The following is a 12,996-nucleotide window of genomic DNA, read 5'->3' on the forward strand; positions in this document are numbered from 1 at the left end:
GTCCCGCCGGTGGACCCCCATCGCCGTGGCCCGGTGAGCCCGCCCAAGGGCCGGTGCCGCGGCCGCGCGCCACCGGCCACCCCCACCCACCTCACCAAGGGACATGCCGATGAGGCATTCTTCAGCACGCCGGCGCCCGTTGCCGGGCGCCGTCCTGGGCCTGCTCGTGTTCCTCGCGTCAGCCCTGGCGGTGCCCTCCCCGGCCGCCGCCACCCCCGCCCACCCGGCCGCCGCCGTTTCCCCGGCCGCCGGTGCCGCCTCCGCCGCCGCCCCCGTTGCCGCGGGCGCGGACTGCGGCACCGACAACGCGGCCAAGGGCCGGCCCGCCACCGCCTCCAGCACCGAGAACGCGGGCACGCCGGCCGGCGCGGCCGTCGACGGCGACCCCGGCACCCGGTGGTCCTCCGCCTTCGCCGACCCCCAGTGGCTCCAGGTCGACCTCGGCGCGGTCCGCCAGGTCTGCCGGGTCGTCCTCGCCTGGGAGACGGCGTACGGGAGTTCGTACCAGATCCAGGTGTCGGACGACGGCTCCTCCTGGCGCACCCTGTACGGCACCACCAGCGGCAAGGGCGGCACCGAGACCATCCCGGTCACCGGCAGCGGCCGCTACCTCCGCCTGAACGGCCAGGCCCGGGGCACCGGTTGGGGCTACTCGCTGTGGGAGCTCCAGGTCGGCACCTCCGACGTGCCGCCGGTCCAGGGCGGCGGGGACCTCGGGCCCAACGTGCTCGTCTTCGACCCGTCGACGCCCGGCATCCAGGCCACCGTCGACCGGGTCTTCAAGCAGCAGGAGTCCAACCAGTTCGGCTCCGAGCGCTACGCACTGCTGTTCAAGCCCGGCACCTACGGCGGCAACCTCAACGTCCAGCTCGGGTTCTACACCTCCATCGCCGGCCTGGGCCTGCGACCCGACGACACCACCGTCAACGGGGACGTCACCGTCGACGCCGGCTGGTTCAACGGCAACGCCACCCAGAACTTCTGGCGCTCCGCCGAGAACCTCGCCCTCAACCCGGTCAACGGCACCGACCGCTGGGCCGTCGCCCAGGCGGCCCCGTTCCGCCGGATGCACGTCAAGGGCGGCCTCGACCTCTCGCCCGCCGGCTACGGCTGGGCCAGCGGCGGCTACATCGCCGACAGCCGCATCGACGGCAGCGTCGGCAACTACTCCCAGCAGCAGTGGTACACCCGCGACAGCGCGATCGGCGGATTCACCAACGGCGTCTGGAACCAGGTGTTCTCCGGCGTCCAGGGCGCGCCCGCCCAGAGCTTCCCCAACCCGCCCTACACCACGCTGGACACCACACCCATCTCCCGCGAGAAGCCCTTCCTCTACCTGGACGGCGCCGACTACAAGGTGTTCGTCCCGGCCAAGCGCACCGACGCCCGCGGCGTCTCCTGGGACGGCACCCCCCAGGGCGAGTCGCGCCCGCTCAGCCACTTCTACGTCGTGAAGCCGGGCGCCACCGCGGCGACCGTCAACGCGGCCCTCGCCCAGGGCCTCGACCTGCTGTTCACCCCCGGCGTCTACCACCTCGACCGGCCGATCGCCGTCACCCGGCCCGACACCGTGGTGCTCGGCCTCGGCCTGGCCACCCTGGTGCCCGACAACGGGGTGACGGCCGTCCAGGTCGGCGACGTCGACGGCGTACGGCTCGCCGGCCTGCTGGTCGACGCCGGCCCGGTCCGCTCCTCCGTCCTGGTCCAGGTCGGACCCGACGGGGCCAAGGGCAACCACGCCACCGACCCGACCACCCTCCAGGACGTGTTCGTCCGGGTCGGCGGCGCCGGCGCCGGTGCCACCACCACCGGCATCGTCGTCAACAGCAACAACGTGATCGTCGACCACACCTGGATCTGGCGGGCCGACCACGGCACCGGCGTCGGCTGGGACGTCAACCCCGCCGACTACGGCCTGGTCGTCCGCGGCGCCGACGTGCTCGGCACCGGGCTGTTCGTCGAACACTTCAAGAAGTACGACGTCGAGTGGTCCGGCGAACGCGGCCGCACCGTCTTCTTCCAGAACGAGAAGGCCTACGACGCCCCCGACCAGGCCTCGATCCAGAACGGCTCCACCCTCGGCTACGCCGCCTACAAGGTCGACGACAACGTGACCGTCCACGAGGGCTGGGGCCTCGGCAGCTACTGCTACTTCAACGTGGACCCGACCATCCGCATGGACCACGGCTTCGAGGCGCCGACCCGTGCCGGCGTCCGGTTCCACGACCTGCTGGTCGTCTCCCTCGGCGGCAAGGGCCAGTACAACCACGTCATCGACGGCACCGGCGCCGCCACCTCCGGGACCTCCACCACGCCGTCGACCGTGGTGGCCTACCCGTAGGGCCGGCACCCGCACCGTCGGTCGGGCTGCCGTCGGTCGGCCCGGACGAGGAGCCCGGTACGGCCGGGGCCGCCACCACCCGGTGGCGGCCCCGGCCCCGTGCCGTCCCGGGCCCTCCGCGCGCCCTCCGCGCGACCGCCGCCGCCGCGCCAGCCGTCGCGCCCGCACGGGTGAGCGGCCCGGCGTGTCGGTGCGGCCGACCGCGGACGCGCTGCGAGCCTGGTCCGCGGCCAGGTGTCGGACGGGCCGCACACCGGCACCCCGATCCGACTCCAGGAGCCCCCTTGCGCATCCGGTCGTCCCTCCCGCGGCTGGCCGCCGCCGTCATGGCCGTGCTCCTCGGGCTCTCCGGATGCTCCAGTTCCGGCTCCGCGCCGCGCCCGGCCGGATCGCACGGGAGCTCCCCGCCCGCCGACGAGACCGCCGCCGGCGGCCCGCTGGTCGGCGACCCCGCCCTCGTCCAGGACGAGCGGTCCTGCGCCGCCCAGGAGGGCAACGCCCCCTGGTACCCGACCATCGCCGCCTTCGAGGTGCACGACTCCAACCGGACGCACCGCTACGGCTGTGCGCACTACACCGGCGCGCCGTCCGGGAACCAGGTGTACGCGTACAGTTCGCAGCAGGTCTACGCCACGCCGTACAACATCGTCGACCGCGGCCCCGACGAGCTCTACGTCTACGGCGGCGGCTACGGCGACGACCCGGGCGCCTCCGGCTCCTTCGTCTCCCGGGTCGAACCCGGCACCTACAACGAGGTCTGGCGCAGCGTCCTCATCAACACCAACGCGACCGACGAATGGAACTACCCTGGCGTCCTGAACGTCCTCGCCGACGGCAGCCTGGTGGTGATCTACGGCTACCACATCGCCCGGATCGACCCGGCGACCGGCGACGTCCTCGCCCGCACCACCCTCCCCACCGGGCAGTCGGCCCCCCGCGACACCGCCTACAACGGCTACGACGCGCTCCCCGACGGCACCATCGTCGCCAAGACCGTCAACCGCCAACCCGGCTGCACGGAGCAGGGGTTCAGCGCCTTCCTGAACTGCCCCGACCCGACGTCCGCACCGCCCTCGGTCATGGTGGCGATCGACCCGAAGAGCCTCCAGGTGGTCTCCCAGGTCACCCTGCCCGAGATGATGGGCGGGCGGATCACCACCGCGACGCTCAACGGCACCCAGGAGATCTACCTGCCCGGCGCCACCAAGCTCTACCGCTACACCTACCAGAACGCCGCCTTCGCCCCCGACCCCAGCTGGGGGCCGGTGCCCTACCTCAAGAACGGCCAGACGGCCGCCTCCGCCATGGCCGTCATCAACGACTACGTCGTCGCGATGACCAACGGCGGCAAACCGACGTCGACCCCGATGAGCGTGGTCGCCGTCTCCCAGAGCGACTCGACCAAGGTGGCGAACGTCCAGCCCTTCGCCGACAGCGGCACCAAGAACAGCTTCATCCCGTCGATGGTCTCGGTCGACCCCGAGAACAACCGGGTCTACGCGATGGACGCGGGCGCGGGCAAGCTCGCCGGACTCGACCTCACGAACGGCACGCTGTCGGTCGCCTGGACGCAGGACCAGACGACGCTCAGCTTCACCACCCTGCTCGGCCCCACGAACCAGCGCGTCCTGATCGGCACCGACATCCCCGTCAAGTTCTTCCAGGGCCTCAAGAAGTACACCACCGAACAGGTCGTGTGGCGCGACGCCGGCAGCGGCGCCGAACTCGCCCGCTCCAGCCAGCTGCCGAAGATGACCCAGGGCATCCTCGTCACCCCGGGCTACGCGGGCCTCCAGTACTTCCTCACCGCCGACGGCCACATCACCGGCCTCCAAGTCGCCCCCGCCCCCACCACCCCCTCCCCGACACCCCCCACCACCCCGTCGACCGCGTCCACCCCCGCCACCCCGTAGGGGCGGCAAGAACCACCTCCCCACCTCCCGGTGTCCCTGGTACCAGGTGCTCAGGCTCGGCGGACTCACCGCGTAGTCTTCACAACCGCCCCTGTCAGAACCGTTCCCACCCACCGAGGAGCCCCGTGGCCACGCATGCCGAACTCGCCGAGCTGTTCAGCCCGCAGGGGGTGATCAGGCTCGACCGTGGGGAGGCCGTCCGGCACGGGATCGCGGGCGCGGACGTGGAGACGCTGGCGGGGACGGGTCTGCCGGCGCGGCTCGACGTGATCTTCGGCCTCGACGTGCCCGGGGAGCCGTCGGCGTTCTCCATGGTGCCCATCGACACCGGCGACCAGGTGGTGCAGGTCCTGTGCCTCGGTGGTCCCACCGGGGCGACGGACATGCGGTACTGCCTCGACCTCGAGGACGGCTACGTCATCCTCCTGACGCTCGGGGAGGAGCCCGCCGCCGAGGTCGTGAACAGCACGCTCGCGGACTTCGTGGAGTTCCTGTACCGCGTCGGCCTGCGTCTGGAGCACATCAGGAAGGTCACCGACGAGCAGATGGACGAGTACACCCGGGAGCTCCGCACCTACCTCTCCGCCCAGGACCCTCGCGCGTTCGCCGAACCGGACAGCTGGTGGAGCATGGTCTTCGACCGCCTGCTGGGCGAGGACCTCTAGCCCCCGCCGCGACCCGCCGGTGGGGGCGGGTGGGTCAGGGGGTGGGGAGGGCGTCGATCTCGGCCCAGACGGACTTGCCGTCGGCGTGGGGGACGGCGCCCCAGCGGGTGGCGGCCTTCTGGACGATGAAGAGCCCGTGGCCGCCGGGCAGGCCGGGGCGGTGGGGCACGCGGGGCTCCGGCAGGGTCGTCGAGCCGTCGGCGACCTCGATGCGCAGACGGGTCTCGGAGGCGTCGAGGAGCAGGAACACGGGGCCGCCGGCGTGCAGCATGGCGTTGGCGACCAGTTCGGCCACGAGCAGGACGATGTCGTCGGCGCCATCGGCGTCCGTCGGCCACGACCAGTCGGCGATGGCCTGGGCCGTGAACGCCCTGGCGCGGGCGACGGGTTTGGGCAGCCCGGCCAGGTGCAGTCGCCGGCGTTGTCCGCCGGGTGGCAGCGTGGGGCCGGCGTCCGGACGGTCGTCGTCCAGGGTTGCCCGGCTCGTCGTCATGTGCGGGGGCCCCTTCGGAGTCGGCGCTGTGGTCCGTGTTGCCTGCTCGGTTTCCCGGTCACTGACGGATTATGCGTGTCGTGGGCCGGTTCCGTCCCCGGGGGGGGCCGGTGTCGATCGGGAGCGGGCCGGTCAGAGCGGTGCGGTGAGTGCGGTGTCGAGGGTCGGGTGGATGGAGAACACCGTGTCGGCGCAGGTCAGTTCGAGCAGCCGGAGCACCGTGGCCGAGGGGGCCGCGAGGCGGAACTCCACCTCCGCGGTGGTGGCCGCCATCCTGGACTGCAGCAGCAGGTTCAGGCCGGAGGAGTCGCAGAAGTCGACCCGTCCGAGGTCGACGACGAGCAGCGGCGGGTGGCCGCGCAGCAGGTCGTCGAGCGCCGCCCTGGCGGGCGCCAGGGTCTCGATGTCGAGGTCGCCCGCGAGGGCGCACACGGCCGCCCGGTCGTCGGTGTGCCAGGTCCGGACGTCCAGGTCGGGTTCGGACAGGGCCTTCGGCTGGTAGTGGCCGGCGACCGGCACGGTCGTGGACTCGTTCTCTGCAGGCATCGTCATCTCGGCTGGCATCGTCGTCGTGTCCCCTCCACGGGTGTGCTCCACGAGCCTACGCACGTCACCCGGGGCTCGGCCAGGCCCCGGGTGACGTGCGCAGCGTCGGGCGTGCTTCTCGCACCGCGTTCCGGCTCAGGCGCTGGTGGTGAGGTCCTCGCGCAGTTTCCTCAGCGTGCGGCTGAGGAGGCGCGAGACGTGCATCTGGGACAGTCCGAGGCGGGCGCCGATCTGGGACTGGGTGAGTTCCTCGCCGAAGCGCATGGACAGGATGAGCCGGTCGCGTTCCGGGAGGGCGGCGATGAGGGGCTTGAGGACGACCAGGTTCTCGATCGTGGCGAACCGCGTGTCCTCCAGGCCGAGGCGCTGGGCGAGCGGGCTGGCCTCCTCCTCGCCCTCGATGGCGGGGGAGTCGAGCGAGCCCGCGGTGTGGCCGTTGGCGGCGGCGAGCCCCTCGATCACCTCCTCCTCGGACAGGTCGAGGTGTTCGGAGAGCTCACGGACCGTCGGTGCGCGGCCGAGGCGCTGGACCAGCACGTCGCGCGCCTTGGCGAGGTCGATGCGCAGCTCCTGCAGGCGGCGCGGCACGTGCACGGCCCAGGTGGTGTCGCGGAAGTGCCGGCGGATCTCGCCGAGGATGGTCGGCAGGGCGAAGGTGGTGAACTCGGCGCCGTAGTCGGGGTCGAAGCGGTCGATCGCCTTGATCAGGCCGACCGAGCCGACCTGCAGCAGGTCCTCGTCAGGCTCCTGACGGTTGCCAAGGCGCCGGATCGCGAACCGGACCAGGGACAGGTTGAGCTCGATCAGGGTGCCGCGCACGTAGGAGTACTCGCGGGTGCCCTCCTCGAGCGTGGCGAGCCGGGCCAGCAGGACCCGGGTCAGTTCGCGCGCGTCGGCGGGTGCGACCTTGCGCGGGTCCTCGATCCCGGCGAGCTCCGGCGCGACGGCGAGTTCCCGGGCGCCGGATCCGGCGACGCCGGGCACGTCGACCGCGGGGGCCTCGTTCCCGGCCGGGGCTGTCACGCGGTGGAGGAGTTCGTCACTGGTCGTGGCCATGTCGGTCCTTTCCCCTCGGCGTACGGTCCGTCCCTGGGTACCCGCCGAGGCCGGAGGCATGCGTCTTCCGGGTGTGAGGATTGTGTGTGGACGATCGGGCGGGTGCATGGCGGGACGCCCGGGCGGGCGGTGGGCGCCGGGCGGTCGCGGGCGTGACGGTGCCGCTGCGCTCCGTGCATGCCGGGCGGGGATCGGGGCACCCGGACCCGCGCGGGCCGTCGCGTCGGCGGCGGCCGCGGGGAGCGGTTTCCCGATGAGGAGGAGACGACGATGGGGCGGATCGAGGAGTCGGTCGAGGTGGCGGCGCCGCTCGACGAGGTCTACGGGCAGTGGGTCCGGTGCGAGGACTTCCCGCAGTTCATGCGGGGCGTGGTGAGCGTCGACGTGTCCGGCCCCGGGAGCAGCAGCTGGGTGGTCGAGACGGCGGGCGGGCGGCGGGAGTTCGAGGCCGTGACGACGGAGGTGGTGGAGGGCGAGCGGGTGGCCTGGGACGGCGGCGCCGGGGAGGTGCGGCACAGCGGCGTGGTGACCTTCCACCACGTGGACGACCGGACGACCCGGGTGATGCTCCAGCTGGAGATCGAGCCGCACGGGATCTGGGAGCACCTGGCGGAAGCGCTGGGCTTCGTCGACCGCCGGGTCATCGACGACCTGAACGACTTCAAGCACCACGTCGAGCGGGCCGCGGCCGGGCCGCAGGGCGACTGAGGCCGGGCCGTCGGAAGTCGGGTGGCATGAAGTGCGGGATCGGGGGCAGCCGAGCCGTCACGACACACCGGGCCCGCCGAGGGCGGCCCGGTCCGCGAGGAGACGAACGGAGGCAGTCATGACCGAGCGCCGTGACATCTGGGAGTTCCGCACCGCCGCCGGGCACACCGCCGGCACCGACCTCATCGGCTTCCACGTCGAGGCCACCGACGGCTCGATCGGCAAGGTCGACAAGCTGTCCGAGGTGGTCGGTGAGCAGTACCTGGTGGTCGACACCGGCCCGTGGATCTTCGGTCGGCGGGTGCTGCTCCCGGCCGGCACGGTGACGCGCATCGAGATCGCGGAGCAGCGGGTCTACGTCGACCGGTCCAAGGACGAGATCAAGAACAGCCCGGACATCGACGAGGACGGCCCCGAGCAGGAGGCCGACAGCCGCGCACGCTTCGGGGCCTACTACGACCCCTTCTACGGCGGTCGGATCATGTGATCGAGGAGCGGTGACGCGCGCCGGGCGCGCGGAACGACCGCATGCACAGCCCACGAGCCACACCCGCCCGGCGCGGCCCGCCGGACGCGCCGGAAATGAAAGGCCGGTCCGGGACGGTCACGGGAGTCCGTGGCCGCCCCGGACCGGCGGAACCCGGGAAAGGGGAACCCACTCCATGGAACGTCTTACGGCCCGGATCACGATGCGGTTGATGACCGGCGACGAACGCAGCCGGGACCTGGACGTCGACTGGTCCTTCCGGGCCGACGCCCCGCACACCGTGGACCTGGACTTCGGCTCCTACCAGGCGGGCTCGGTGTGGACGCTCTCCCGCGACCTGCTCATCGCCGGCCTGCGGGCGCCCGCGGGCGAGGGGGACGTGCACATCGAGCTGTTCGACGACACCCGCGTGCTGATCGCGCTCGCCGGCGCCGAGGGCATCGCCCTGCTCGCCGCCTCCGTCGACGCGGTCGACGGGTTCCTGGCCGCGACCGCCCGGGTCGTCCCGCCCGGGTCGGAACACACCCGGATCGACTGGGACCAGGGCCTGGCGGACCTGCTGGCCGCCTGACCCGCCGCACCACCGAGAGGAACACCCGATGACCGTCGCACCCGCCCAGCCCGGCCTCCCGCCGCCGCCCCCGGAGCCCCCGGCACCGACCCGGCCGCCCGGCCCTCCGGTGGTGCCCGACCCCCCGGCGCCGCCCGGCTCGCCGGTGCCGCCGCCGGATCCGGCCCCGGGGCCCGGTGGCCCGGACACGCCGCAACCGGTCCGTCCCCGGGTGCCCGAGCCGCCCGACTGAGCCGCCCGCCCGAGCCGCCCGAGCCGCCCGAGCCGGGCGAGCCGCCCGCACCGCCGACGTGGGAACCGGAGCGGGAACCAGAGCGGGAAGGAGAGCAGGAGAGATGTGGTGGAGTCTGCTCCGCCTCGCCGTCGTCGGCGTCGCAGCCGCCCTCGTCACCTACGGCCTCGACCGGCTGGCGCGGGTGGTGGCGCGGCGCCTGGAGGCTCCGGGGAGCGCCACCGGCGTGTTGAGTACGGTGCGCAGGTGCCGCCGGCCCGTCCTGGCGCTCACCGGGTGCCTGCTGCTCGCCGCCGCGCAGCCCTGGATCGACGCGCCGCCCGCCGCCCGCGAGGGCCTGCGGCACCTGAGCGTGATCCTCGCCATCGCCTCGGGCGGGTGGCTGTGCGCCCGGCTGGTGGTGCTCCTCGTGGACGGCGCCGTCCGGCTCGCCGTGCACCGGCGCGACCCGGCCTGGGCGGGCCGCGCCCGGACGCAGGCCAGCCTGCTCGGCCGGATCGGCCAGGCGATCGTCGCCGTCGCGACCCTGGGCGCCGTCCTGATGACCTTCCCGGTGGTCCGCGTCGTCGGGACGAGCCTGCTGGCCTCGGCGGGGCTGGTCGGCGTGGCGGCGGGCGTGGCCGCGCAGAGCACGCTCGCCAACGTCTTCGCCGGGGTCCAGATGGCCTTCGGGGACCTGGCCCGGATCGGCGACGTCGTGGTGGTGGCCGGCGAGTGGGGGACGGTGGAGGAGATCACCCTGACGGCCGTGGTGATCGCGACCTGGGACCAGCGCCGGCTGGTGATGCCGATGTCCTACTTCGTCGGCCGGCCGTTCGAGAACTGGTCCCGCCGCTCCAGCCGGATCACCGGGACGGCGCTGCTGCACCTGGACCACCACGCCCCGGTGGGCCTGCTGCGGGAGGAGTTCGAGGAGTTCCTGGCCAAGAGCGAGCTGTGGGACGGCCGGGGCAGCGCCCTCCAGGTCGTCGACACCACCCCCACCACGATCGTCGTCCGGGCGCTGGCCACGGCGGCCGACGCCGACGACGCGTTCGAGCTCCGCTGCCGTCTGCGCGAGCACCTCATCGGCTACCTGCGCGACCACCACCCCTACGCGCTGCCCCGCCTCCCGGTGGCGGAGGCGCCCGCGCGGCAGGCACCCGCGCGGCGGCCACCCGCGCCCCGGCGCGGCGACACCTCGTAGCGGGGCCGCGCACGCCGGTGCCCGGCCTGCTACCCGTCGGGAGCGGCCGGGCACCGGCGTGCGGACGGCGGGGGCGGGCCGGGCGTCAGGCCGCCCGCAGGAGCGGGCGCAGCGCCCCGCCGCGCAGCCGGCCGACCGCCGGTGCGGCGAGGCTGCGGGCCGCGGCGGTCACCGCGAGCGAGACGAGGGCGCCGGTGACGAGCGCGACGCCGACGTCGTGCGGGTAGTGGGCGCCGACGTAGACCCGGGAGAAGGCCATCAGCAGTGCGGCGAGCGCGGCGACGGCGGCGAGCCGGCGGTCGACCAGCACGAGCGCCGCGGCGACGGCGGCCGCGACGGTGGTGTGGTTGGACGGGAAGGCCCAGTCGTCGGGGGCGGGGCAGGCCTCCAGGAGGAAGTCGTGCGGCAGGGCGCGACACGGGCGGGGCTCGGTGAAGACGCTCTTGATGGCGTCGTTCGCGAGGTAGGCGAGGACGGCGGCGACGGGTGCGGCGAGCGCGGCGGCCATGACGCGGTCGCTCCCGCGGCGGGCGGTCCACCAGCCGGCCAGCATGAACAGCGCGAACAGGCCGATGCCGTAGCTGGTGTAGGCGGTCATCGGGCCGTTCAGCCACGCGGTGTGCCGGGCGAAGTCGGTGACCGTCGTGTAGAGGCTGCCGTCGATGCCCGCGCCGTCGAGGGCGGCGAGCTGGGCGGGAGTGGTCATGGGTGCGCTGTTCTCCGAAGGGTGCGGGCGGCTGGCGGGCCGCCGTGGCGAACGGGTCCTCTCCCCGGCCGGTCGTTCAGGTTAACGGCAGTCGGCTGGGGAGTGAACGTCTACAGCGCCGTAGACGCGCGCGGTGCGCGTGCGGTTGCGCGGACGGTCGACGGAGTGCCACCGGCGCCGGCCGGTCGACGGAGCGCGGCCGGCGCCGGACGGTGGACCCGTCCCCCCGGTCAGGCGGAGGCGCTCCCGGCGGGACCGACCGGACCGCCGGGACCGGCGGGACCGGCCGGGGGAGCGGGCGGCGCCGGGGGCGCGGGCGGTGCGGAGGCCTTCGGCGGCGCCGGGGTGACGGGGTAGGCCGGGGCGAGGAACTCGCGGATCGCGAAGGCCAGCAGCACCACCACGGCGAACCAGAACACCACCATGGCGGTCGGGTGGTCCCAGAAGGCGAAGATCACGGCGGCGACGACCAGGATCGCGACGCCCGTCCAGCGCTTGTAGCGGCGGACGAAGCGCTCCACCGGGCCGCCCCGGAAGCCCACCGAGTCGGCGGAGGAGCGCAGCGCCGCGACGCCGTGCCCGGACACCGAGCGGACGGTCGCGGCGGCGCGGGAGGGGCCGATGAAGAACGCCCCGAGCGCGACGACGAGGGCCAGGAAGCCGACCACCCGGACCCCGGTCCGCAGGTAGGTCACCAGGGCGTCGTAGACGGCGGCCGCCGCGGACGGGGAGGCGTCGGACGGCAGGTGGTCGAGGAAGTACGAGCGGAAGACGGTCAGGGCGATGCCGAGCAGCAGCATGGCCGCGGCGATGCCCAGGGCGGTGCCGACGAGGGCGCGGCGCCGGTTGAAGGCGGTGAGCACGGCCGCGGCGGCGACCAGCGCCGTGATGACCGGCATCCAGCGGCCGAGGATCTCCAGCAGCCGGAACCCGCCCTTGATCTTGGCGAGGTCGGGGGAGGAGAAGACCACGAAGTCGGTGTGCACCTGCGGGATCTTGCTCGCGGGCGCGAAGCCGGCGTCGACCAGGGAGGTCTTGACCCGGTCGACCATCGGCCCGATGTCGATCACCACCTCGTCGTTCTTGAGCTGCACCGCGCCGCCGCCCTGGCCGGTGAGCGCCTTGACCATGGTGGCGTGCCCGGCGCGCACCGCCTCCTGCCACACGGTGGCGAAGGCGTCGCTGGTGACCACCTTCTCGGCGGCGCTGTGGACGAGGTTGGTCAGCGCGCCCTCCAGCGGCCCGGTCAGTCCGCCCAGCAGCTGGGCGAGCTTGGGCGGCACGCCCTGTTCGGCGGCGGCCTGGGAGAGGTCGTTGACGAGGGCCTTGACGTCGATCTGGTCGGTCGCGGCGGTGGTGATGCGGTTGGCGAGCGCGTTCTGCACGTCCGGGTTCTTGGCCAGGGGTGCCATCGTCGAGACGAACCGGTTGGTGTCGGTGATCTCGTCGTGCGCCCAGACGGCGATCACGGAGAGCAGGGCCAGCAGGGAGGCGACGATCGCCAGGACGACCGAACCGGTGGTGCGCAGCCGGTGGTGCTGGGGTCTGGCCCGGGCGTCGGCCTCCAGCTGGGCGACGCGGCGGTGCAGCGTCGCCAGCTCCTCGGTCTCGGCGCCGCCCGGCTGGGGCTGTGCTGGTTGCGGACGGCCCGGCTGGGGCCGGCCCGGTGCCGGTTGCCCCGGCTGCGGCCCGCCGGGCACGGTCTCGCCCGGCTGCGGTCGGTCGGCCTGCGGCTGGTCCGGCTGGGGTTGGCCGGGCTGGGGCTGACCCGGCTGGGGCTCGCCGGCCTGCGGTCGGCCCGGCTGGGGCTCGTCGGACGGCGGCTGGTCCGGCTCGGTCGGCGGCATGGGCGGTGCTCCTCGTCCTGGACGGCCCGGGTGGTACGGCGGCGCCGGGAGAGGAGGCGCCACTGCACCAGCCAAGGACGGTGCGCGGCGTTCGGCGAGCAGGGCTACCCCACTGGGGTGACCCCGGTACGGGGGGCCTCACCGCTGCGCGGGTGCGCGCCGGCTCCCGCACCCGGAGGCGTCCACCGCCCGGAAGGCGCGGACGCCCGGTAGCTGGCAGCATCGGCGGCATGCGGTCCGGCGCT

12 protein-coding genes are annotated in these 12,996 nt (G+C 73.9%); 7 read left to right on the plus strand and 5 right to left on the minus strand.

Annotated elements, in window-relative coordinates:
- Window positions 1–109: 109 nt before the first annotated feature.
- From AB0N04_RS26170 to AB0N04_RS26180, 3 genes are all read left to right on the plus strand, one after another.
- A complete protein-coding gene (locus tag AB0N04_RS26170) occupies window positions 110–2,341 on the plus strand; it encodes a discoidin domain-containing protein (protein WP_360214710.1) in 2,232 nt (743 codons plus the stop codon).
- A gap of 284 nt (window positions 2,342–2,625) precedes the next feature.
- On the plus strand, window positions 2,626–4,254 hold the full coding sequence (locus AB0N04_RS26175; RefSeq protein ID WP_360214712.1) for a hypothetical protein: 1,629 nt from the start codon (window positions 2,626–2,628) through the stop codon (window positions 4,252–4,254).
- Window positions 4,255–4,379: 125 nt separating this feature from the next.
- Window positions 4,380–4,919 carry an SUKH-4 family immunity protein gene (locus AB0N04_RS26180; protein WP_360214714.1) on the plus strand — a complete coding sequence of 180 codons (540 nt, stop codon included), beginning with the start codon at window positions 4,380–4,382 and terminating at the stop codon, window positions 4,917–4,919.
- A 34-nt stretch (window positions 4,920–4,953) separates the two neighbouring features.
- Here the strand turns inward: AB0N04_RS26180 and AB0N04_RS26185 are convergent, their stop codons facing one another.
- The 3 genes from AB0N04_RS26185 to AB0N04_RS26195 all read right to left on the minus strand — a co-directional run bounded on the left by AB0N04_RS26185 (window position 4,954) and on the right by AB0N04_RS26195 (window position 7,014).
- Entirely contained in the window at window positions 4,954–5,412 is a 459-nt protein-coding gene (locus tag AB0N04_RS26185) for an ATP-binding protein (RefSeq protein ID WP_360214716.1), read from the minus strand.
- A gap of 132 nt (window positions 5,413–5,544) precedes the next feature.
- Window positions 5,545–5,964, minus strand: coding sequence for an STAS domain-containing protein (locus AB0N04_RS26190; RefSeq protein ID WP_360214718.1), 420 nt, complete (start codon window positions 5,962–5,964; stop codon window positions 5,545–5,547).
- Window positions 5,965–6,093: 129 nt separating this feature from the next.
- On the minus strand, window positions 6,094–7,014 hold the full coding sequence (locus tag AB0N04_RS26195; protein ID WP_360214720.1) for a SigB/SigF/SigG family RNA polymerase sigma factor: 921 nt from the start codon (window positions 7,012–7,014) through the stop codon (window positions 6,094–6,096).
- 270 nt (window positions 7,015–7,284) lie between these two features.
- Here AB0N04_RS26195 and AB0N04_RS26200 point away from each other — a divergent pair, with 270 nt between their 5' ends.
- From AB0N04_RS26200 to AB0N04_RS26215, 4 genes are all read left to right on the plus strand, one after another.
- On the plus strand, window positions 7,285–7,722 hold the full coding sequence (locus AB0N04_RS26200) for an SRPBCC family protein (RefSeq protein WP_360214722.1): 438 nt from the start codon (window positions 7,285–7,287) through the stop codon (window positions 7,720–7,722).
- Window positions 7,723–7,840: 118 nt separating this feature from the next.
- Window positions 7,841–8,209 carry a PRC-barrel domain-containing protein gene (locus AB0N04_RS26205; protein WP_360214723.1) on the plus strand — a complete coding sequence of 123 codons (369 nt, stop codon included), beginning with the start codon at window positions 7,841–7,843 and terminating at the stop codon, window positions 8,207–8,209.
- Between the two features lie 175 nt (window positions 8,210–8,384).
- The gene (locus AB0N04_RS26210) at window positions 8,385–8,780 is read left to right on the plus strand and encodes an SsgA family sporulation/cell division regulator (RefSeq protein ID WP_363365384.1); all 396 of its coding nucleotides are present in this window, start codon (window positions 8,385–8,387) and stop codon (window positions 8,778–8,780) included.
- A 335-nt stretch (window positions 8,781–9,115) separates the two neighbouring features.
- Window positions 9,116–10,198, plus strand: a complete 1,083-nt coding sequence (locus tag AB0N04_RS26215; protein WP_360214727.1) for a mechanosensitive ion channel domain-containing protein — start codon at window positions 9,116–9,118, stop codon at window positions 10,196–10,198.
- Window positions 10,199–10,283: 85 nt separating this feature from the next.
- On the opposite strand, the gene AB0N04_RS26220 is transcribed toward AB0N04_RS26215, so the two are convergent.
- Entirely contained in the window at window positions 10,284–10,904 is a 621-nt protein-coding gene (locus tag AB0N04_RS26220; protein ID WP_360214729.1) for a phosphatase PAP2 family protein, read from the minus strand.
- A 230-nt stretch (window positions 10,905–11,134) separates the two neighbouring features.
- The gene (locus tag AB0N04_RS26225; RefSeq protein WP_360214731.1) at window positions 11,135–12,751 is read right to left on the minus strand and encodes a proline-rich domain-containing protein; all 1,617 of its coding nucleotides are present in this window, start codon (window positions 12,749–12,751) and stop codon (window positions 11,135–11,137) included.
- Window positions 12,752–12,996: the final 245 nt, after the last annotated feature.

This window comes from Kitasatospora sp. NPDC051702 (assembly GCF_040681575.1).
Lineage (GTDB): Bacteria > Actinomycetota > Actinomycetes > Streptomycetales > Streptomycetaceae > Kitasatospora.